We start from the raw sequence: 20,465 nt of genomic DNA, 5'->3' as shown, positions 1-20,465 counted from the left end.
CCGTCCCGTGCACCGCCGCTCGGACCCGATGACCTCCCCACCGCCGACGACGAGGGGTAGCGCAGCCATGACGTCCGAACCGACCGCGACCCAGAGCACCTCCCCACGCGCCGACGCGCACGCCGGAGCGGGAGGAGACGGGCGCCGCGTCGTCGTCATGGGGGCCGGCCCCGCCGGCCTCACCGCCGCGTGGGAGCTCACGCGGGCGGGCGTGCCGGTCGAGGTCCTCGAAGCCGACCCCGAGACGGTGGGGGGGATCGCCCGCACCGCCTCCTACAAGGGCTTCCGCTTCGACATCGGCGGGCACCGGTTCTTCACGAAGGCCGACGACGTCCGGGTCGTCTGGCACGAGATCCTCGACGACGACGACTGGCTGACCGTCCCCCGGCTGTCACGGATCTACTACAACGGGCGCTTCTTCCAGTACCCGCTTCGGGCCTTCGACGCCCTGCGCAAGCTCGGGCTGGCCACGTCGGTCCTCTGCGTGCTGAGCTACGGCAAAGCGAAGGCGTTCCCCCGCAAGCCCGAAAACAGCTTCGAGGACTGGATCGTCAACCGCTTCGGGAACCGGCTGTTCTCGATCTTCTTCAAGACCTACACCGAGAAGGTCTGGGGTATGCCCTGCTCGGAGATCTCCGCGGACTGGGCGGCCCAGCGCATCAAGGGCCTCTCGCTCGTCGAAGCGGTCAAGAACGCCGTGCTGGCGAGCCGTGGTGGGGCCGGGAAGAAGAACGGGGAGGTCATCAAGACCCTCATCGAGGAGTTCGAGTACCCGAAGTACGGCCCCGGGATGATGTGGGAGCGCGCGACCGAGCAGGTGCGGGCAGCGGGCAACGACGTGCACATGGGTGAACGTGTCGTCGGCATCCGTCACGCCGGAGGGCGGGTGTGCGAGGTGCTCGTCGACGCGAGCGACGGATCCAAGGCGTACGCGGGGACCGACTTCATCTCGACGCTGCCGATCCGCGACCTCGTCGGGATGATCGACCCCACCCCACCGCAGCAGGTGATCGAGGCGGCGAACGCCCTGCGCTACCGCGACTTCCTCACCGTCGTCCTCGTGGTCGACCGGCCCGACCTCTTCCCCGACAACTGGATCTACATCCACGACCCGGCCGTGCACCTCGGGCGCGTCCAGAACTTCAAGAACTGGAGCCCGTTCATGGTCCCCGACCCCAGCCAGACGGCGCTGGGACTCGAGTACTTCTGCACCGAGGGCGACACGCTGTGGGAGATGGACGACGACGCGCTGCGCGCGCTCGGCAGCCGAGAGATCGCCCGCATCGGGCTCGCCCGGCCCGAGGAGATCGTCGACGGCACCACCGTACGTATGCGCAAGGCCTATCCGGTCTACGACGAGCACTACCGGGACAACGTCGCGACGGTGTGGGGATGGATCCGCGACAACCTCCGCAACCTCCAGCTCGTCGGGCGCAACGGCATGCACAAGTACAACAACCAGGACCACTCGATGATGACCGCGATGCTCGCGGCCCGGAACCTCCTCGGCGAGCAGTGGGACCCGTGGAACGTCAACACCGACGCGGAGTACCACGAGGAGGCCGGAGAGGACCACGACACCGCCGGCCGGCTGCTCCCGCAGCGCCTGACCGCCGGTCAGGGGACCGACGACGCGGCGTGATCGCGGCGGCCTGTGGCCGTGGCGGTGAGCGCCGCCACCGCGAGCAGGGCCGACCCGGTGACGACCACCGCCAGCCAGGGCAGCCAGCTACCCGGCGGGGCCCACTCCGGTCCGAGCGGGAACGCCCACGAGCCCGGGATTCCCACCGCCGCGCGCCGGCCGTTCGTGTACCAGGCGAGGACGTGCACTCCGGCGACGGTGAGGCTGGTGACCGCCGGCACCACTGCGGCGGATCGGCGCGGCAGCCGCGCCCGGCGCTCGGCGACGATCTCACCGGCGAGCAACGGCACGATCACAAGGATCGGGAGCACGTGGCGGCCCTGGATGTGGAAGCCGTGGTGGCGGAGCACGAGGGTCTCGAGCAGCACCGGGGCCATGAGCACCCCCGCGCTCGACAAGGCGAGGGCCGTCCGCTGGCGCATGGTCCCGACGACGAGGGCGAGTCCCCACAGTCCGGCGGTCAGTGACCACCACGTCCAGTACAGGACGCTCGGCAGTGGCACATCGAGATGGCCGAAGACGCCGACCGCGTGCCGGATGATCGCCTCGCGGGTGAACTCCCACGCGGCCACGAGGCTCGGTCCGAGCGGTCGCGGGTCGACCCTCACCTCGAGCCCGTAGGCCGCCTCGAACGCGAGATTGCCCGCGAGGGCGACCCCGACGACCACGGCCGCTGCCGCGGCACGAGCAGGCCGGGTGCGCACGAGCCCCACCGTGGCCGAGGGTCCCTTCACGACGAGGAACACGAGCAGGTGCACCGCCAGCCACAGCGGGCCGATGGAACGCCCGAGGACGAGCGCGGCGCCCGCCACACCGGTCACGCCCCACACCCAGGCGGGCGGTGCGGGATCCCGGGCCATGCGGAGCAGCCCGGCCGCCAGGGCGAAGCCCGCCGCGATCTCAGGTCCGCTCGGGTTCAGGGCCGCCGCCGTGAACACCACCATCGGCGTGACCGCCACGAGTGGCCCGACGAGCGGCAGGCCTCCCGCGCCGGGGCGCCACAGCGCCGCGATACCCAGCGCGAGCAAGGCCAGGGCGGTGGCTGCGCTGACGCCCCGGCCGATACCCGCCGCGACCTCGGGAGTCGGTCCGAGGCGCGCGAGGTAACCCGGCAGAACGTAGAAGGCGGGCTGGTAGGTGCCGACGTTGGTCACCCAGGCGACCGGCTCGGCAGGCGCAGGCGGGGCCCGGTCGAGGCACGCCACCGACTCGGCGGGGCGGTGCAGGAAGCACGAGCGGTCCTGGGGGGCGAGACCGGGCGGCAGCGTCACCTCGCGGACGGCCTGGGCGACGATGGCCCGCTGCAACGGGTCGAGGTCGGGCGGTGCGTAGCCGCTGACGGAGGCGCCGACGAGGCCGTCCGTCGTGATGCCGAGCGCACGGGCGTAGTGGCCCGACTCGTCGGGTCCGGCGAGCGGCGGGTTGCCGACGACCCAGCCGAGCAGCAGCAGCCCGAAGGCGCCGACGGCGAGCACCGGCGGCAGCTTGGCTGACTGCGTGGCGCGCGTGAGATCCTCCGGTTCAAAGCCGGTGTCCGAGGGCGCCATGGTGACGTCAGCGCCGACGCCGAGCAAGCACGGCCGGAGGGTGGAAGCGCTCGCTATAGTCCTGCGAATGCTCTGGCCCCTCCAGCGGTTGCGCACGTCCACCCCCGGGGGGGTGGCGTTGGTCCGGCGTCACTGGCTGCTCGCCGTGGTCCTCGGCGCGTACGCCGCGGTCCTGCCATTCGTCCCGGTCATGGTTCCCGCCGCAGTGAACGACGACTGGATCTGGACCCGCTCCCTGGAGATCCTCCTCGACGAGGGCCGCCTCGTCATCTTCGAGATCTCCGCGCCGTCCGCCGTCTTCCAGGTGCTGTGGGCGGCGCCCTTCGCGGCCATGACCGACAACGTGTTCGGCGCTGCGCGGCTGGCGACGGTGACGTTCGTCGGGCTCACCGCCGCGGGGCTGTACGGCCTCTGCCGGGCGCTCGAGGTCGGGCGGGAGCGCAGTGCGCTCGGTACGGCCGCGTTCCTGTTCAGCCCGCTCGTCTTCGCGCTGAGCTACACCTTCATGACCGACCTGTACTCGGCGGGCTTCGTCGTCGTGGCCGTCGCGTGCTACGCGCGCGGCCTGCGGGGGGACGCCCGTGCGGACCGCTTCCTGTGGTGGGGGTCGGTCGCCGCGGCGCTCGCCTACCTCCAGCGTGCGACCGGCGTGCTCGTGCCCGTCGGCGTTGTCGCCTTCCTCCTCGTGACCGGCCGGGTGCGGCCCGACCGCTCAGGTGCGGCGACGCTCGCTCGCGTCGCCGTGGTGCCCGCCCTGACCGCCTTGGCCTTCACCCTCTTCGGCTCGGCGGTGGTCGGCGAGTCCGCGACGCAGGAGCTGTTCCGCGAGGCCATACGCGACGCCGGATGGGACGACCTCCTGCTCCACGTCGGGCGCATGGCGTACATCCACGTGATGTACACCGGCCTCTTCGTCGTTCCTCTCGTGGTCGGGGCGCTCGGGGCCGTCGCGCTTCTCGCCCGGCGGGCCAGCGGCCGTGGCTGGCTCCTCGTCGCGGCGTGCGCGGCCATCGTCGGCGGTGGGTTGGCCGGGTTCTCGCGCTGGGCGATGCCCTCGGTTCCGCAGTTCCTCGGGCCTTGGGGGCTCGGACCGTCCGACATCATCGGCGGCCGCCCGACGGTCCTCGGCGCCGGCGGGGAGATCGCCCTCACCGCGGCATGCGCCGCGAGCGCTCTCGTGCTCGCCGTGGCCCTCGGGGCACGGACGGCCCGTGGTGACGAGGCCGCCTGGCGGGGGCCGGCGGGGCTCGTCGCCGTCATGATCACGGTCCAGGCGGTCGCGACGGCCGTTCCCTCGCTGCTGTTCGCCGACTCCTACCTGTCCTTCGACCGCTATCTCGTGCCGATCGCGCCCCTAGCCATCGCGCTCACGCTGTGGGCGCTGCGCGACGTGCGGATGCTCGTACCGGTGGCCTGGGCCGCGGTCGTCCTCGGGGCCGTGCTGTCCGTCCAGGGGACCCGCGACCACCTGCGCTTCCAGCACGCGGTGTGGGACCTCGCGCGGAACGCCCACGCGAGCGGGGTCGCGCTCACCGAGCTCGACGCCGGCTACAGCTGGGACGCTTACCATCTCTACGAGTTGTCGCGGGACCTGGGGATCACCCAGCGCACGCCGCAGGGGCCGTGGTGGGTGGGCGACCTCTTCGCGCCCGCGACGGACTCACGGTTCGTCGTCGCGGGCCACCCCCTGCACGGGTACACGATCGTGGATGTCCGCGGCTACCCGCAGTGGGGACAGGACGCGTCGCTGTACCTGCTCGAGCGTGACGAGGGCGCGGAGGCGACCGCCCCCCGCCTCATATCCGTGCCTCGTCGACCGCCTGGCTGATCCACGGGATGACCTCGTCGAGCATCTCGTCGAGGCTCGTGGTCGCCTCGAAGCCGAGCACGCGCTTGGCCTTCTCGGTGGCCGGGATGCGCCGCTGCACGTCGTGGGCGTAGCCGGGTTCGGAGACCCAGCGGAACGGGACGTCGGGGCCCTTGATCTTGCGCCAGATGAGCGCGGCGAGCTCGAGGACCGTCGTGGACTCCGCGGTCGACAGGTTGAAGTCCTCGTTCAGCGCGTCGGGGTGCTCCATCGCCGTCACGATGCCGCGCGCGAGGTCGCCGCCGTAGGTGTAGTGGCGGACCTGCTCGCCGGAGCCGAGCACGTGCAGTGGATCCTGGCCCTTGAGCACCTTCTGGACGAGGTCGGGGACGACATGGCTCATCGCGAGCTTGACGTTTCCCGACAGGACCTCCGTTCCGCCGAGCGCCCGGGCCTCACCGACGCCGACGCAGTTGAACGGCCGCACGATCGTGTAGGGAAGGCCGTACTGGTCGTACGCCGCCCGGGCGAAGTACTCGACGGCGAGCTTCTGGAAGCCGTAGGAGGACAGCGGCGGCGGGATCTCGCGCTCCTGGCCCTCCGCGGAGGGCCAGGAGCTCGTCGACTCGTACACCATCGACGAGCTCATGTACGTGACCTTGCGCAGGCGCCCCTGGCGGTGCGCCGCGATCGCCGCGTCGCAGGACGCGGCGGTGATCCGCTCGTTCGTGGCGAGCAGGTCGTAGGCGTAGGCGTGGAAGTAGGAGATGCCCCCGATCATCGCGGCGCCCGCCACGAAGTGGTCGCACTCGGCGAGCAGGTCGGCGACGACCGCGGTGTCGGCGGCGTCACCCTCGACGAAGCGGTAGCGCGGATGGTCGTCGTAGGACTTCGCGACGCGGCCGTACTTCGAGAAGTTGTCGAGGCCGACGACCTCGTAGCCCCGGCCGAGGAGCTCCTCGACGAGGTAGCCGCCGATGAAGCCCGCCGAGCCGCTCACGAGCACCCTGTCCGTCATGTCCGCTCCTTGTCGTTTGCGGCCCGCAGCCCGGCGGTCGCGGCGCGCAGCCCGTCGAGGTCCAGGCGGCGGCCGAAGGCGAAGCGGTACCAGTACAGGTAGTGGGGGATCCACTTCGCGAGCTTGAAGTTGGACAGGCCGACCTGGCGCTCCAGCCAGATCGTGGGGATCTCGGCGATCGGCAGCCGCAGCCGGCGCGCCTTGGCTGTCAGCTCCAGTCCGATCTCGAAGCCTCCCCGGCTGTCGATGCCGACCTGCCGCACGAACGCGGTCCGGTAGGCCTTGAAGGAGTTCGTCGCGTCCCGGGTGCCGAGGCGACACAGCCAGTGCAGCGTGAGCCCGGCCAGCCGGGACAGGAAGCCCTTGAGGGGTGGCCCGCCGACCTGCTGACCGCCCGGGGCGTAGCGCGACGCCGCCGCGACGACGACGCCGCGCTCGACGAGCCGGGCCAGGTCGTCGATCTGGCGGGGATCGTCGCTGCCGTCGGCCATCGTGACGACGACGCAGGGCGCCCGCGCCCGGTCGATGCCGAAGCGGATCGCGTTCGCCGGCCCCCGACCGTAGGTGTTCAGCGTCGGGATCACCCGCGGGTCCTTGTCCGCGTAGGCGTCGAGGACCGGCGCGGTGGTGTCGTCCTCGGTGTCGTAGACGCCGAGCACCTCGCAGGGCAGCGTGACACCCTCGAAGATCCGGTCCAGGATGGGGACGATGTCCTCCCCCTCGTCGTAGACGGGGAGGACGATGGAGACGCGGGGGCTCACACCCGGACACCCTGGCCGATGAGGTTCCAGATGTCGACGACGGCCTTGTCGGTGCGCAGGGAGCGGTACGCGGAGTGGGGTGCGCCGATGACGAGCAGGTCGGCCTCCTCGATGGCCGTCTCCAGCGGTACGAGGTCCGCGTCCACGGTCACGTGCGGATCGCTGCAGAGCAGCCGGCCGGCCTTGAACTCGAGGATGCGCTTGAGCTTGTAGGACAGGCTCGAGCGGATGTCGTCGGAGTCGCCCTTGAACGCCATGCCGAGAATCGCCACGGTCATCTCCCGCAGCGGGTAGCGCTCCTCGAGACGCGCCACGACGTAGAGGGGAAGCCCCTCGTTGACGAGCATCGCGGCGTGCCCGAGCGTGAAGTTGTTGTTGTTGAAGGCCGCGAGCTGCATCGTGTCCTTGAACAGACAGGGTCCGGCCGCGAACCCGGCGCCCGGCAGGTCCGCCGCCCGCGGGTAGTTGTGGGCCAGGGCCGAGCGGATGCGCTCGTAGTCGAGGCCGAAGTCGTTGGCCATCATGTAGAGCTGGTTCGCGGTGGCGAACTTGATGTACCGCCAGGTGTTGGTGAACAGCTTCGCGAGCTCCGCCTCCTCCGGATCGAGGTGCACGATGTCGTCGGTGAGCGTGGAGAACAGCTGCGCTGCCCGCTGCCGGCCCCGGTCGGTGCGCGAGGCGACGAGCTGGGGCAGCGTGTAGAGCTCCGTCATGGCCCGGCCCTCGGCGATGCGCTCCGGGCAGAAGGCGACGTCGATGTCGCAGCCGAGGGCCGCGATCATCTCCTCGACGAGGGCCGTCACGCCCGGGTACACGGTGCTGCGAAGGATGAGGACCTGCCCGTCGGTGAAGTGCTCCGCACACCCCCCGAGCGCGCGCGGGATGGCGCGCGGATCGGGGTTGAGGTGCTCGTCGACCGGCGTGCCGATGACGACGACGACGTGCTCGGCGGTGCCGACGACCGCCGGGTCGCTCGAAGCCGAAAGGCGCCCGCTCGCCGTGACCTGCTCGAGCAGGGGGCCTGCGCCCTCCTCGCTGAACGGCAGGACCCCGTCGTTCACAAGCTTGACGCTCGGCTCGCTCGTGTCGTAGAGGACCGTCCGCAGTCCGCGGTCGGCGAGGGCGATGCCCAGTGGCAGGCCGACGTGTCCACAGCCGCCGACGACGACGACATCACAGGGGAAGGGGCGAGGGGGATGCACCATGCTCACGACCCCGGCAGTATCACCCGGCAGCGGCCGGGGCACCAGTTGGCGCCACCCTGCAGGCCGGTCATGGTGCGCCCGGTCGTCCTCGCGCTCGTCGCCGTCCTCGCGGTCGGCACGCGAGCACAAGCGCCTGCTCGCCGGCCTGCGCGCCGGGGCGTTCGCCCGCGCCGGCGCTACGCTTGCCGCCGTCCACGAAGGGAGGGATCGCCCGTGACGGCCACCGCCGCCGCGACGCAGGAGGCGCACGCGACCACGCCGCGGCTCACGATCGTCATCGAGTGGGAGAACGTGCTCCTCGCCGAGGCGGAGCGGGCGCTGCGGATGCTCACCACCCTGGGCCGGCAGGTGGCCGACCTCGGCTGGCCGGCGGAGGCGCTCGTGCTCTTCGACGACGGCGAGGTCGACCGCGCGATGGTGGAGCGTGCCGTCGCCGCGAGCCGCCTCGACCGCCACCAAGCGGTCAGCGTCGAGCTCATCGCGGTGCGGGGTCTGCACTACTACGACCTGAAGAACGCGGGGGCGAGCCGGGCGCGGGGGGACATCGTCGTGTTCCTCGACAGCGACGTCGTCCCCGAGCAGGGCTGGCTCGCCAACCTTCTCGAACCCTTCTCCCGCCCCGACGTCGAGGTCGTCGGCAGCAACCCCTACATCGAGGCGACGTCCCTCTACTCGAAGATGTTCGCCCTGACGTGGTTCTTCCCGCTGCGCACCGAGCACGGGCCCGTGCGACCCGCCCGGCAGTTCTACGCCAACAGCGTCGCCTTCCGGCGCGCGACCCTCGCCGCCCATCCCTTCCCGACCGGTGACGGGCGGGCGCGGGGCGCCTGCACCACCCTGTCGATGATGCTTCGCGACGAGGGCATCACCGTCTGGTGCAACCCGCGGGCGAAGGTCGCCCACCCCCCACCGAACGGCCTGCGCCACTTCCTCGTCCGGGCGCTCTACGACGGGCACGACCGCGCGGTCGAGGTCCGGCGGCGTCACGACGCCCCGGCGCTCGTCCTGGCGCGCGGGGTCGCGCAGAACGCCCTGGAGACCGGTCGCGGCCTGTTCCGCATCCTGCGCTACCGCACCCACGTCGGCCTGGACGGCACGGGCGTCCCCGCGGTCCTCGCCCTGAGCATGACCTACGCGGCGGTGAGGATGGCCGGCTACCTCGTCGCGACGGTGCGCCCCGACGCCATCCCGGACCGCTTCAGCATCTAGAGCCGCCGCCGTGCGCCTCAGCGTCGTCATCCCCTGCCACAACGAGGAGCGGCTCCTCGGGGGTCAGCTCACCGCCCTGGCGGACCAGGACTACCGGGGGGCCTGGGAGGTCGTCGTCGTCGACGACGCCTCCACCGACGCGACGCGGGCCGTCGCCGCCTCGTTCCGTTCCCGGCTGCCCGCCCTGCGCATCGTGGCGGCCGGCGCTTCGGGGGTCGCCCACGCCCGCAACGCCGGGGCGGCGGCGGCCTCGGGCGAGGCGCTGCTCTTCCTCGACGCCGATGACCGTGCGGGCGCCGGCTACCTCCAGGCTATGGCCGCCGCCCTCGAGCGGAGCGACTTCGTCGCCGCGCGGCTGGAGACGCGGACCCTCAACACCGGTTGGGTCGCCCGGACGCGGCTCGTCGAGCAGGAGCGTGACCTCAACGACGTGTTCGGCTTCCTGCCGTGGGCGTTCGGCGGCACGCTCGGCGTCGTGCGGTCGGTGTTCGACGCGGTCGGTGGGTTCCCCACCGGGCGGCGCTACGGCGACGACGTCGGCTTCTGCTGGCGGGTGCAGCTCGCCGGGGTGCCCCTGCGGTTCGTACCCGACGCGGTCGTGCACTACCGCTACCGCACCGACCTCGCGGGCATCTTCCGCCAGGCCCGGCGCTACGGCCGGTCGAGCGCCGCCTACTACCGGGCCTTCCGGTCGAGCGGCATGCCCCGGCGGCCGTTGCCCTGGGTGGTGCTCAAATGGCTGAGCTTCGTGGTCCGTCTGCCGCTCGTGCGGGACCGGGCTGGCTGGGGCCGGTGGCTGTACGACGTGGGGATCGCGGTCGGTCAGGTGCAGGGCAGCATCCGTCAGCGGGTCGTCTACCTCTGAGCAGGTGCGTCGCCGAGCTCCTCGCCGCTGTCCCGCAACGCGGTGACGACCCGCCACATCGCCGCCAGCTCGGTGCGCCCGCCCGGCGTCATGACCCAGGAGCCCGCGTAGGCGGCCCCGAAGAAGAGCGTCGCGGCGATGAGGTGGTAGAGCTGGCGGTCCCAGACGAGCCCCGCGCGCTGGGCGGCGACGACCGCGCCCGCAGCGAGCAGCGACGTGACGGCGGGGCGCCACACGACCGACCAGAAGTCCCGCTCGCGGAGTCCCGAGCGGGCGAGGCAGTAGCGGACCGCCGGGTAGGTGAGCGCGACCTGCGAGGCGGCGAAGCCGGCCGCCACCCCGGTGGCGCCCCCCGCGACACCGGCGGCTACGGCGACCACCGTCACCGGCGTGGCGATGAAGGCCCAGCTCCGCTGCCGGCGCGTCTGCCCCTCGGAGTAGTAGACCCACTTCAGCACGAAGGGCACGTTGGCGGCGAGCGCCCCGACGAGCAGGATCCGAAACAGGGGGATCGCCTCGACCCACTGGGGACCGAGCAGCACGAGGACGAAGGCACGGGCCTCGAGGAACAGCAGGACGAGGGCGGGCACGACGACGGCCATCACCGCGCGCACGACGGCGCGGAAGTGCGAGCGGTAGCGCTCCGTGTCGTCGCGCACCCGGCTGAGCGTCGCCACCACGACGGCCTGCAAGGGCGTGTAGAGCTGCTCGAGCAGCACGGTGGCCCAGCGGTAGGCGTTCTGGTAGAGCCCGAGCGCCACCGTGCCGACGAACCGCCCGACGAGCACGGCGTCAAGGTTCTGGGCGACGTGGGTGAGCACCCGGGCCACGGTGACGTCACCGCCGTAGCGGCGCAGTGCCGTGTACGCCTCGTCACCGTGCGGGGCGCGGGCGGGCCCGCTCGGGCGCCAGCGGCAGGCGGTCCAGAGCCCGACCGTCTCGCCGACGTGCTGGACCACCTGCTGGAGGACGAGGGCCCAGAAGCCGGCGCCCGCGAGCGCCGCGACGATCGCCACCGCGACGCCGGCGAGCGCCGCGGTGACGGTGATCGCCGTCACCGCGGCGAAGCGCAGCTCGCGGCGGAGCAGCCCGAGGTGGATCTTCGTGAGCCCGTTGGCGGTCAGGCTCGCCGCCAGCACGACGGTCATCGCGACGAGCTGGCGCTCGCGGAAGAACCACGCGAGCAGCGGAGCGAGCGCGACCATGGCGACGAGCAGGGCGGCGTTGAGGCGGGCGTTCAGCCAGAAGAGCGCGCTCACCGCGCGCTGCTCGATGTGAGGGGCGTGCACGGTCGCCATGGGGAAGCCGAAGTCGCGGAAGCTGCTCACGAAGCTCACGAGCACGGCGACCATGAAGAACAGACCGAAGTCGCGCACGGTGAGCACCCGGGCGAGCACCGCCGTGGACGCGAGCGCCGCGATGAACAGCACCGCCTGGGCGCCGAGCAGGAGCGCTCCGCCGCGCGCGGAGCGTCCCCGCAGGCCGGGAAGCGCCGCGTCGACGACGGGGTCGACCCCACTCGGCGGCTCTGCCGAGGGCAGCGGTGGTGGCCCGCTCACCGCCCGGCGCCCTGCCCGGGGTCCTTGCGGCGCAGGAGGTAGAACGCGTCCTGCTCGAGGACCCGGTCCTTGTAGAAGATCTCGCCGGGGAAGAAGGCCTCGACGTCGTAGGTGTCGAGGACGGTGACGTGCTCGTGACCGGGGAACTTCACACCCCAGACCACGAGGTCGGGCAGGGCCTCGCGTATCGCCTCGTCGTCGTCCACCAGCGGATAGGGGCGCTGCCAGCTGAGGTAGGCGCGCGCATCACCGCCGTGAAGGTTGTCGTAGATGTTCGCCGGGAAGTAGGGCAGGACGCCGAGGCTGTGGAACTCCCGCCCCCACACCACCCGACGATCGAGGTCCAGCTCGTCGAGGTACGCCGCGAGCGCGGGGCTCCCCGAGTACGGCTGCGTGACGTCGTGGTACCAGGTCTGCGCCCACCAGGTCACCTGCACGGCGAGGACGGCGGCCGTCACGGCGAGCAGGGCCGTCCGGAGCCCGCGGTCGAGGCGTCCGGCCATGGGGGCCGCGGTGAAGCTCACCCACAGGGCGAACACCCACACGAGCACGAGCAGACCGTCGTGCCAGGCGCTCTGGTAGACCCTCGCGAAGAACGCGAGCAGCCCGACCGTGGGCAGCAGCCACACGAGCAGGGTCCCCCGCCGGGCGAACCACCAGGCCGACACGACGATGGCTGCCCACGTGAGCAGCCCGTGGTCGGCCAGTGCCCGGTTGGCCGTCGTCGCCATCACCGCGACGAGGTCGGCGCCCCCGGGGGGCACGTAGCCCGCGCGCGGCAGGTGGTCGTCGGGGACCCACAGCTGGGCCACGACGAGCAGGCCGGCCACGGCGAGCGACGCCAGCGCCGCCGCGTGGTGGGCGAGGGCCCGGCGGGACAGGGCGTTGCGGGAGCGCACGACGTCGAGGAGGTGCACGGCCGCGATGCAGGCCGCGATGAGCGTGCCGTGGGCGCTGACGTTGGCGAGCAGTGCGAGCAGGCCGACGAAGGGCCACACCGCCGTCGCCTTGCGGGGGTAGATCGCGGCCAGGGCGAACAGCAGGGGGGCCACGAGCACGTAGCTCCGAGCGACCACCGCGTACTGGTAGCCGAGGACGAACGAGAACAGCAGCAGCCCGACCAGCCAGCGGGGAAAGGGGCTGGAGCGCACGAGCAGCACCGCGGCGAGGGTGGCCGCCACCAGGGCGATCAGGTGCGCTGTCGCGTACGGCAGCCCCAGCCGGGCGGGCACGACGAGCAGGAGGTGCCACAGGCCCGGTGTGCCTTCGTAGCGCAGGCGCTGGGTGAGCAGCTCCCACACACCGCTGTCCCGCGCGAGCAGCCACGCCTGCGCCTCGTCGAACCAGGGCTCGTGACGGGTGGCGGCGACGGCGAGCTGTGCGACGTAGGCGGCGAGCAGCGCGACGGCGACCACCGCGCGCCGCCGGCCGGCCGCCGCGGCGCTCCGCGCGTCGGAGAACGTGCCCCCGCGAGGGGGGCGGCGGACAGGGTCGGCGGCGACGTCCATAGGAAGGTGGCCTCGGATCGTATGCCGACCCGACCGGGGGGCGGGTGGACGTCGGACGCGCATGGGGTGCGGATGTGGCGAAACCGGGCCGCGACCGACTAGGCTGCCAGCGTCCCGTGCCGCCTCGATGGCGCGCCTGCCGTCCGATGATCGGAGCCTTCTCCGTGCGTCCTGCCGAGAGCTTGCCGGCGCCCGCCGCGGCGCCCGTCGGGCAGCGGTTCACGCAGCGGACGGTGACGACGCCGAGCATCGCCGTCGTGATCCCGGTGCACCGCGGGGGGCCCGCCTTCGCCCGCTGTCTGGACGCGGTGGCGCGCATGCGCCCCCGCCCCGCGGAGGTGGTCGTCGTCGTCGACGGCACCGACCACGGTGAAGGGGACCTCGCCCGGGCGAAGGGTGTGCGGGTGGTGCGCACACCGCACCGGTGCGGGCCGGCCGTGGCCCGCAACCTCGGCGCGGCCGCGACGGCCAGCGATGTGGTGTTCTTCCTCGACGCCGACGTGCTCGCACGGCCCACGGTCATCGCCGAGGCGGCGAGCTACCTCGCGGCGCGCCCTGACGTCCAGGCGGTCATCGGCTCGTACGACGACGCTCCCCCCGAGACGAACTTCGCCTCGCAGTACAAGAACCTCCTCAACCACTTCATGCACCAGCGCGCCCGCGTGCGGGGGCACACGTTCTGGGGCGCGTGCGGTCTCGTGCGGCGCGACGCCTTCGACGCGCTCGGCGGCTTCCTCGAGTCCTACGACCGGCCCTGCATCGAGGACATCGAGTTCGGCTACCGCCTGCGCGCGGCCGGGGGAAGCATCCACGTCGTCAAGACGCTCCAGGTGACGCACATGAAGCGCTGGGGGTGGCGGTCGCTGCTCCGCGCCGACGTCTTCTTCCGCGCGCTGCCCTGGAGCGAGCTCATCCTGCTGACCCGCCACATGCAGAACGATCTCAACGTCGATGTGGCCGCCCGCGTGAAGGTGGCGCTGACCGGAGCGGCCACGGCCATGGCGACCGCAGCGCTCGTCACCGCGTCGGCGGCGGCCGCCGGCTGGGCCGTCGCTCTCTGCCTCGCCGCCCTAGCCCTCGACTGGCCTCTGTGGCGGTTCCTCGCCGAGCGGCGGGATGCCTGGTTCGCGGTGCGGACCATGCCGTGGCATGCCTTCTACCACTTCTACAGCGGTGCGGCGTTCGCGGTGGCGGCGGTCCGCCACCTGGCGACGACACCGCGCCGGTGGCGGGCCCGACGCCTGGGAGAACCGCTCCGCGGGCACACGAACGTGCGGTTGCCCCGAACCGCACCGCCGGGGCAACCAGACGCCCGTCCTACGAGGGATCCTCGAGCACGAACGTGACCTTGAGGTTCACCTTGTAGTCGGTGATCTCGTTGTCCCGCATCCGGACCTCCATCTCCTTCACCCATGCGCCCTCGATGTTGCGCAGCGTCTGGGTGGCCCGCTCGAGGCCCTTCTGGATCGCATCCTCGAAGCTCGTCGGCGAGGTGCTCGTGATCTCCGTCACACGGGCGACAGCCATGCCCAATCTCCTTTCGGTCGGTTCGCACCTGAACCTCCACGCCTTCAGGAGGTGCTAAACCTGTGGGATGGACGACACGCCGCAGTTCGACGACGAGCGGGACCCGCTCGAGCACATCGAGCCCGACGAAAAGGGCGTCGACGACGCCGAGGACGTCGACGAGGCCTGGGACGTCGACCGGGCCTGGGAGGGCGACGACTCCATGGACGACGAGGCCCCCAGCGGCTGACCCGGGCGGCGTCGCACGCCCCGCTGCGGCGCCGGCCGAGCCTACAGGCGCAGGGCCGCGAGGGTGGTCACCCACAGCCCCCCGGCGAGCACGGCGACGGCCGACACGAGCGGCAGGACGCCCGTGACGCGGGCGAGGCGCGGGTTGCGGACGGCTCGGCGGGCGAGCAGGTCGCGCCCGCGCAGCGTCGCGAGCCCGATCGCCGTCAGCGACGCCGCCAGGCCGACGCTGAAGGCCGCGACGAGCAGCAGGCCGAACGCGGCCCGGCCCACGAACAGGGCGGTGGCCAGGACGAGGAACGCCGACGGTGACGGCAGCAGGCCCCCCGACACGCCGAGGAGCACGAGGCCGCGCCGGGACAGCGGCGACACCTCCTCGGGCAGGTCGTGGCCGTGGTCGTGGTCGTGGTGGTGTGGCGCGCGTTCCCCGGACGTGCGGACGTGTGCGCACCGGTGCAGGCGCACCTGGCGGTGCACGAGGCCCGCGCCGACCGCGACGATGAGCAGGCCCGCCAGCAGGCTCAGAACGGGCGCGAGCCGGTCCGCCCCGGCGGCCGCCCGGGTGAACAGGTACAGCGAAAGGCCGAGCACGAGCACCGAGCCCGTGTGCATCGCCGCGACGACCCCGCCGAGCGTGAGCGCGTCTCGCGGGCGCCCGCGTGATCCGACGAGGTAGGCGGCGATGACGGCCTTGCCGTGGCCCGGCGCGAGCGCGTGCACCATGCCGATGCCGACCGCCACCGCGAGCGCGAGCGCGGCGAACGGCAGGCCGACGCGGTCGGCGTCGATGAGCCGGACGAAGTGCTCCTCCAGCCAGCCGAGCTCCGCCTGGGCCAGCGCGAGCGCACCAGCGCTGATCACGACCGCTGCCCCGACCGGCGCCTCCACGCAAGCGCGCCGCCCGCGAGCCCGAGGACGGTCGCGAGCACGGGCACGAGCCACGCCCGGCGTGCGGGGCGTGCGGCGGCCCCGGAAGCGGGCGAGGCGGTGAAGTCCCAGCGCTGCTCGGCGCGCTCCACGGTGAACACCGACTGGGCCGGCGTGCCCGTCCCCTCGGTGACGGCGAACGTGCGGTAGGCGTCGTGGACGTCGTGGAGCATCGCGATGCGCAGGTCGACCACCGTCACCGGTCGGGGGCACTGGTGGATGACGCGGGCGCCGTCGGTGAGGAAGCTGTCGATCGGCGCGACGCTGGCGTCGCAGCGCCGGCCGTCCTGGGTGACCACGATCCGGTCGAGCAGGTAGTCGACGAGCTCCGCCGACGCGGACAGCTCCGCTTCCTTGGCGGCGGGCGGCGCCACCTGCACGGGACCCTCGAGGTAGCGCTCGAGGCTCGTGTCGTCAAGGACCCCGAGCGCCATCCCGACGACGAGGGCGTCGTCGGTGGGGGCGCCCCACTCCACGACCACCTGATGTCCGGACGCCGACACGAGGGCGGTCGGCGGAGGGCCGAACGGGTGCGCTGCCGCCGAAGAGGCGCCGAGCAGCAGCACCCACAGGGTAGTGGCGCACACGGCGACGGCGCGCCCGCACCGGGCGGTGGTTCGGCAGCTCACGGCGCCAGTATGGCGGCAGACGGGTGCTGTGCAGTCGCGGCAGGGCCCGCGCCCGTCCCGCCACCTCCACCGGTGTGTCCGCTAGGCTCTGCCGCGCGGCGGGCCGCGCCGCGACAGCGTCGTCGACTGCACCAGGAAGGGAAACGACCATGAGGTCTCGTGGCGTCCTGGCGTCCGTCGTCGTGGTGCTCGTCGTGGCCGCGGGGTTCGTGGCGGCCGGCATCCTGCTCGACGCGAGCTTCTTCGGCGTCGCGGCGATCATCGCCGCCGTCGCCTTCGGCGGGTCCATGGTCGGGCTCATGGCGCTGCTGCTGACCCTCGTCGGCACCGTGCGCGAGCTCACCCGCAGCGTCGAGCAGGTCACCGCGCAGACCGTGCCGCTGCTGAGCGGCGTGAACGAGACCGTCGCGGGGGTCAACACCGAGCTGGCCCGCGTCGACACCATCGTCGCGAGTGTCCAGCACATCTCGGCCACCGGTGAGAGCATCGCCGAAGTCGTGCACGCGGCGATCGCCAACCCGCTCATCAAGGCGCTCGCGTTCGCGTCGGGCACGAGCGTCGCGCTGCGCACGGCCCGCCGGGCGAAGAAGGCGTCGTAGCGTGCTGCGGAGGGTGTTCTTCACCGCTGCGGGACTCGGCGCGGGGGTCGCGCTCGGCATCTACGCGGTCCGCAAGGTCGAGCGGACCCAGCAACGTCTGCGCCCGGAGGCGATCGCCGCGAGTGCCGGCGACCGTGCGGGCGCTCTCGGGTCGCGGGTCCGTGAAGCGCTCGCGGCGGGGCGCGCGGCGGCCGCGGCCAGAGAGGCCGAGCTGCGCGCCGCCTACCGGGTGGTGGAAGGCGGTCGGGACGTGCCCGGCTGGAGCGCAGATGGGCCGCGGGCCGCGCAGGCACCACAATGGGGAGCGACCGAACAGCCGCCCTTCAGCAGGTAAGCCACGATGCGCTCGACCGACATCCGCCGCACGTTCCTCGACTTCTTCGCCGCACGCGACCATCGCGTGTGGCCGTCGTCGTCGCTCATCCCCAACGACCCGACCCTGCTGCTCACCGTCGCCGGCATGGTCCAGTTCAAGCCGTACTTCCTCGGCGAGGCGACGCCGCGCCACCCTCGGGCGGCGAGCGTGCAGAAGTGCGCCCGGACCGTCGACATCGAGAACGTCGGGATGACCACCCGCCACCTCACCTTCTTCGAGATGCTCGGCAACTTCAGCTTCGGCGACTACTTCAAGCGCGAGGCGATCAGCTGGGCCTGGGAGATCTCGGTGTCCCCCCCGCCCCAGGGGTTCGGCTTCGACCCCGAACGGATCTGGGCCACGGTCTACACCCAGGACGACGAGGCGGAGCAGCTGTGGCTGTCCGAGACCGACATCGCCCCCGATCGGGTGCAGCGGCGCGGCAAGGAGGACAACTTCTGGTCGACCGGCGCGGCAGGGCCCTGCGGCCCGTGCTCCGAGCTCTACTACGACCGCGGCCGCGACCACGGCCGCGACGGCGGCCCGGTCGTCGACGAGTCGCGGTTCATGGAGTACTGGAACCTCGTCTTCATGCAGTTCGAGCGCGACGACGCCGGGGGGCTCCTCGGTGAGCTGCCGCGGCAGAACGTCGACACCGGCATGGGCCTGGAGCGCATGGCCGTGCTCCTGCAGGACGTGCCGAACGTCTACGAGACCGACGTCCTGCGCCCGATCCTCGAACGGGCGGCGGAGGTGACCGGTGTCGCCTACGAGGGTGGCGGCACCGCGGATCGTCACCCCCGTGACGTGTCCCTGCGGGTCATCGCCGAGCATGCACGCTGCGCCGGCTTCCTCATCGCCGACGGGGTGCTGCCGAGCAACGAGGCGCGCGGCTACGTCCTGCGTCGGCTGCTGCGGCGCGCGGTGCGGCACGCCCGCATCCTCGGTCAGGAGCGCCCGATCATGCCGGCGATGATGGAATCGGTCATCGCCACCCTCGGGGATGCGTGGCCGGAGCTGCGGGAGCAGGCCGAGCTCATCAGCCGCGTCGCGAGAGCCGAGGAGGAGGGCTTCGCTCGCACGCTGCGGACGGGTCTGTCGATGCTCGACCAGGCCATCGCCCACGCGAAGCAGCAGGGCGCGGCGGAGCTGCCCGGCGACACCGCCTTCGCGCTGCACGACACCTACGGCTTCCCCGTGGACCTCACCCTGGAGATCGCGGCGGAGCATGGCCTCGAGCTCGACCGCGACGCGTTCGCCGAGCACATGGAGGCCCAGCGTGCCCGTGCGCGGGCCGCGGGCGCCGGGGGCGGCGAGCGGCGCGGACCGGATCTCGACACCTACCGGTTGGCCGCGGGCACGGTCGGCCCGGTCCGGTTCGTCGGCTACACCGACGAGGCGGCCGACACCCGGCTGGGCGCGCTGCTCACCACCTCCGGGCTCGTCGAGCACGCGGAGGAGGGCGACGAGCTCGAGGTCGTGCTGCCGACCACGCCGTTCTACGCCGAGGGCGGCGGCCAGCTCGGCGACCACGGGATCATCACGACCGACACGGGCCGCATCGAGGTGCTCGACACCCTGGCGCCCGTCGACGGGCTCGTCGTGCACCGTGCCCGCGTCGCCGCGGGCGAGGTCCACACCGGCCAGGACGCCCACGCGGAGATCGACCGGGCCCGCCGCGCGTCGATCCGGCGCGGGCACACCGCGACGCACATCCTGCATGCCACGCTCAAGGACGTCGTCGGCGACCACGCGGCGCAGGCCGGGTCGGCGATCGACGCGGGGCGGTTCCGGTTCGACTTCCCCCACTTCGAGGCGGTCACCCGCGATCAGGTCGCCGAGCTGGAGGAGCGGGTGAACACCCGTATCGCCGCCGACCCCGAGGTCCGCACCGTGGAGACGTCCCAGGAGGAGGCGCGGCGCCTCGGCGCCATCGCCCTGTTCGGGGAGAAGTACGGCGAGCACGTGCGGGTCGTGGAGATCGGCGACTTCTCCCGGGAGCTGTGCGGGGGGACGCACGTCGGCCACGCGGCGGAGGTCGGGATGTTCACCGTCCTGAGCGAGGGGTCGATCGCCGCGAACCTCCGGCGCATCGAGGCGGTCACCGGACCGGAGGCCTTCGCGTACCTCTCGCGCGAGCGGCTCATCGCCGACGAGGTCGCCCGCATGCTGAAGGTGTCGACGGACGAGCTGCCCGGGCGGGTCGCGGACCTCCTGGAGCGCCTCCGCGCGACGGAGAAGGAGATGGCGCGGGTCCGCCGGCAGGCGCTCATGGCGAGCGCGGGGTCGCTGCTCGAGCGTGCGGAGCGTGTGGACGGCGCGCAGGTGCTCGCGGCGACCGTGGAGGGCGCCGACCGCGACAGCCTGAAGCTCCTCGCCACCGACCTGCGCAACCGCATGGCCTCGGGCGTCGTCGTGCTCGGCAGCGCCACCCCCGACGGGAACGCCCAGCTGTTCGCCGCGGTCACGCCCGACCTCGCCGGTCGGCTCGCGGCCCGCGACGTGCTCGCTGCCGGTGCGCGCGCCGTCGGCGGAGGCGCGGGAGGCAAGGGCGACACCGCGCAGGCCGGCGGGCGGCACGGCGCGCGGCTGGCCGAGGCGATCGAGGCGTCGCGGCGGGCGGCGCGCGAGGCGCTGCAGCGCTAGATGGGCCGGGTCCTCGGGGTGGACGTCGGTACGGTGCGCGTCGGGCTGGCGGTGAGTGACCCGGGCGAGGTCGTCGCGACGCCGGTGGGCGCCATCCCGGCGGCCGAGGAGCCCGCGGCGCTCGCCGCCGCCGTGGCCGCTGCGGCGGCGGAGCACGGCTGCCGGCGGGTTGTCGTCGGCCTCCCGCGGGGTATGTCCGGGCGAGACACCGCGTCCACCGCCCGCGCACGGGCCGTCGCCCGCGCGCTCGGCGACGAAGGGCTGCAGGTCAGCCTGTGGGACGAGCGCCTGAGCTCGGCCGAGGCCGAGCGGGTGCTCCTCGCAGCGGGCAGGCGTCGGGGGCAGCGCCGGACCGAACGGGATCAGGTCGCCGCGGCCATCGTCCTGCAGGGATGGTTGGACGCTCAGCGCAGACCGAGGGAGTGACGCGCAC

General features: G+C 72.8%; 19 protein-coding genes. 10 read left to right on the top strand and 9 right to left on the bottom strand.

All coding sequences use genetic code 11. From position 1 onward, the window contains the following. Positions 1-67 precede the first annotated feature (67 nt). Complete coding sequence (locus tag VM324_03990) at positions 68-1,642, top strand: NAD(P)/FAD-dependent oxidoreductase (protein ID HVL98433.1); 1,575 nt, start codon at positions 68-70, stop codon at positions 1,640-1,642. Here VM324_03990 and VM324_03985 read toward each other — a convergent pair. Continuing rightward, positions 1,618-3,189 carry a DUF2142 domain-containing protein gene (locus VM324_03985; GenBank protein HVL98432.1) on the bottom strand — a complete coding sequence of 524 codons (1,572 nt, stop codon included), beginning with the start codon at positions 3,187-3,189 and terminating at the stop codon, positions 1,618-1,620. The two genes, VM324_03990 and VM324_03985, sit on opposite strands and share 25 nt — an antisense overlap. A gap of 67 nt (positions 3,190-3,256) precedes the next feature. Here VM324_03985 and VM324_03980 point away from each other — a divergent pair, with 67 nt between their 5' ends. Continuing rightward, a complete protein-coding gene (locus tag VM324_03980; GenBank protein ID HVL98431.1) occupies positions 3,257-5,017 on the top strand; it encodes a hypothetical protein in 1,761 nt (586 codons plus the stop codon). On the opposite strand, the gene VM324_03975 is transcribed toward VM324_03980, so the two are convergent. Genes VM324_03975 through VM324_03965 form a run of 3 tightly spaced genes read right to left on the bottom strand, consistent with a single transcriptional unit; the run spans position 4,986 to position 7,980 of the window. After that, on the bottom strand, positions 4,986-6,014 hold the full coding sequence (locus VM324_03975) for an NAD-dependent epimerase/dehydratase family protein (GenBank protein HVL98430.1): 1,029 nt from the start codon (positions 6,012-6,014) through the stop codon (positions 4,986-4,988). The genes VM324_03980 and VM324_03975 overlap by 32 nt on opposite strands. Beyond that, positions 6,011-6,775 carry a glycosyltransferase family 2 protein gene (locus VM324_03970; protein ID HVL98429.1) on the bottom strand — a complete coding sequence of 255 codons (765 nt, stop codon included), beginning with the start codon at positions 6,773-6,775 and terminating at the stop codon, positions 6,011-6,013. Before VM324_03970 ends, VM324_03975 begins: the two co-directional genes overlap by 4 nt. Beyond that, the gene (locus tag VM324_03965; protein ID HVL98428.1) at positions 6,772-7,980 is read right to left on the bottom strand and encodes a nucleotide sugar dehydrogenase; all 1,209 of its coding nucleotides are present in this window, start codon (positions 7,978-7,980) and stop codon (positions 6,772-6,774) included. The genes VM324_03970 and VM324_03965 overlap by 4 nt, the downstream gene beginning before the upstream one ends. 213 nt (positions 7,981-8,193) lie before the next feature. Between VM324_03965 and VM324_03960 the strand changes: the two genes are divergently transcribed. Then, a complete protein-coding gene (locus tag VM324_03960) occupies positions 8,194-9,189 on the top strand; it encodes a glycosyltransferase (GenBank protein ID HVL98427.1) in 996 nt (331 codons plus the stop codon). 10 nt (positions 9,190-9,199) lie between these two features. Then, positions 9,200-10,054: a glycosyltransferase gene (locus tag VM324_03955; protein HVL98426.1), complete on the top strand. Its 855-nt coding sequence runs from the start codon at positions 9,200-9,202 to the stop codon at positions 10,052-10,054. On the opposite strand, the gene VM324_03950 is transcribed toward VM324_03955, so the two are convergent. Continuing rightward, positions 10,045-11,613: an oligosaccharide flippase family protein gene (locus VM324_03950; GenBank protein HVL98425.1), complete on the bottom strand. Its 1,569-nt coding sequence runs from the start codon at positions 11,611-11,613 to the stop codon at positions 10,045-10,047. The two genes, VM324_03955 and VM324_03950, sit on opposite strands and share 10 nt — an antisense overlap. Further along, positions 11,610-13,121 carry a hypothetical protein gene (locus VM324_03945; GenBank protein HVL98424.1) on the bottom strand — a complete coding sequence of 504 codons (1,512 nt, stop codon included), beginning with the start codon at positions 13,119-13,121 and terminating at the stop codon, positions 11,610-11,612. Before VM324_03945 ends, VM324_03950 begins: the two co-directional genes overlap by 4 nt. A gap of 164 nt (positions 13,122-13,285) precedes the next feature. On the opposite strand from VM324_03945, the gene VM324_03940 reads away from it, so the two are divergent. After that, a complete protein-coding gene (locus VM324_03940; protein ID HVL98423.1) occupies positions 13,286-14,467 on the top strand; it encodes a glycosyltransferase in 1,182 nt (393 codons plus the stop codon). Here the strand turns inward: VM324_03940 and VM324_03935 are convergent. Next, entirely contained in the window at positions 14,439-14,648 is a 210-nt protein-coding gene (locus VM324_03935; protein HVL98422.1) for a dodecin family protein, read from the bottom strand. The two genes, VM324_03940 and VM324_03935, sit on opposite strands and share 29 nt — an antisense overlap. A 67-nt stretch (positions 14,649-14,715) precedes the next feature. Between VM324_03935 and VM324_03930 the strand changes: the two genes are divergently transcribed. After that, positions 14,716-14,877 (top strand): hypothetical protein, encoded by a 162-nt coding sequence (locus VM324_03930; protein ID HVL98421.1) that lies wholly within the window; start codon positions 14,716-14,718, stop codon positions 14,875-14,877. Positions 14,878-14,918: 41 nt separating this feature from the next. Here VM324_03930 and VM324_03925 read toward each other — a convergent pair whose 3' ends face one another. Both VM324_03925 and VM324_03920 read right to left on the bottom strand, forming a co-directional pair. Continuing rightward, positions 14,919-15,764: a sulfite exporter TauE/SafE family protein gene (locus VM324_03925; protein HVL98420.1), complete on the bottom strand. Its 846-nt coding sequence runs from the start codon at positions 15,762-15,764 to the stop codon at positions 14,919-14,921. Next, positions 15,734-16,432: a hypothetical protein gene (locus VM324_03920; GenBank protein ID HVL98419.1), complete on the bottom strand. Its 699-nt coding sequence runs from the start codon at positions 16,430-16,432 to the stop codon at positions 15,734-15,736. The genes VM324_03925 and VM324_03920 overlap by 31 nt, the downstream gene beginning before the upstream one ends. Before the next feature lie 149 nt (positions 16,433-16,581). Here VM324_03920 and VM324_03915 point away from each other — a divergent pair, with 149 nt between their 5' ends. From VM324_03915 to ruvX, 4 genes are read left to right on the top strand one after another with little or no spacing between them, the layout of a single operon-like run. Beyond that, positions 16,582-17,031, top strand: coding sequence for a DUF948 domain-containing protein (locus tag VM324_03915; GenBank protein ID HVL98418.1), 450 nt, complete (start codon positions 16,582-16,584; stop codon positions 17,029-17,031). 1 nt (position 17,032) lies between these two features. Then, complete coding sequence (locus VM324_03910; protein HVL98417.1) at positions 17,033-17,365, top strand: hypothetical protein; 333 nt, start codon at positions 17,033-17,035, stop codon at positions 17,363-17,365. Between the two features lie 6 nt (positions 17,366-17,371). Continuing rightward, on the top strand, positions 17,372-20,032 hold the full coding sequence (gene alaS, locus VM324_03905) for an alanine--tRNA ligase (GenBank protein HVL98416.1): 2,661 nt from the start codon (positions 17,372-17,374) through the stop codon (positions 20,030-20,032). Then, on the top strand, positions 20,033-20,458 hold the full coding sequence (ruvX, locus tag VM324_03900) for a Holliday junction resolvase RuvX (GenBank protein HVL98415.1): 426 nt from the start codon (positions 20,033-20,035) through the stop codon (positions 20,456-20,458). The last annotated feature ends 7 nt before the right edge of the window (positions 20,459-20,465 follow it).

The sequence above is a fragment of the Egibacteraceae bacterium genome (assembly GCA_035540635.1).
Taxonomy (GTDB): Bacteria; Actinomycetota; Nitriliruptoria; order Euzebyales; family Egibacteraceae; genus DATLGH01.
This window is presented reverse-complemented; position numbering and strand designations above follow the sequence as displayed.

What these genes read in the sequence shown, in the direction of transcription:
- VM324_03990 (HVL98433.1), top strand. Translation starts at nt 68, where the DNA reads ATGACGTCCGAACCGACCGCGACCCAGAGCACCTCCCCACGCGCCGAC.
- VM324_03985 (HVL98432.1), bottom strand. Translation starts at nt 3,189, where the DNA reads ATGGCGCCCTCGGACACCGGCTTTGAACCGGAGGATCTCACGCGCGCC.
- VM324_03980 (HVL98431.1), top strand. Translation starts at nt 3,257, where the DNA reads ATGCTCTGGCCCCTCCAGCGGTTGCGCACGTCCACCCCCGGGGGGGTG.
- VM324_03975 (HVL98430.1), bottom strand. Translation starts at nt 6,014, where the DNA reads ATGACGGACAGGGTGCTCGTGAGCGGCTCGGCGGGCTTCATCGGCGGC.
- VM324_03965 (HVL98428.1), bottom strand. Translation starts at nt 7,980, where the DNA reads ATGGTGCATCCCCCTCGCCCCTTCCCCTGTGATGTCGTCGTCGTCGGC.
- VM324_03945 (HVL98424.1), bottom strand. Translation starts at nt 13,121, where the DNA reads ATGGACGTCGCCGCCGACCCTGTCCGCCGCCCCCCTCGCGGGGGCACG.
- VM324_03935 (HVL98422.1), bottom strand. Translation starts at nt 14,648, where the DNA reads ATGGCTGTCGCCCGTGTGACGGAGATCACGAGCACCTCGCCGACGAGC.
- VM324_03930 (HVL98421.1), top strand. Translation starts at nt 14,716, where the DNA reads ATGGACGACACGCCGCAGTTCGACGACGAGCGGGACCCGCTCGAGCAC.
- VM324_03915 (HVL98418.1), top strand. Translation starts at nt 16,582, where the DNA reads ATGAGGTCTCGTGGCGTCCTGGCGTCCGTCGTCGTGGTGCTCGTCGTG.
- alaS (HVL98416.1), top strand. Translation starts at nt 17,372, where the DNA reads ATGCGCTCGACCGACATCCGCCGCACGTTCCTCGACTTCTTCGCCGCA.
- ruvX (HVL98415.1), top strand. Translation starts at nt 20,033, where the DNA reads ATGGGCCGGGTCCTCGGGGTGGACGTCGGTACGGTGCGCGTCGGGCTG.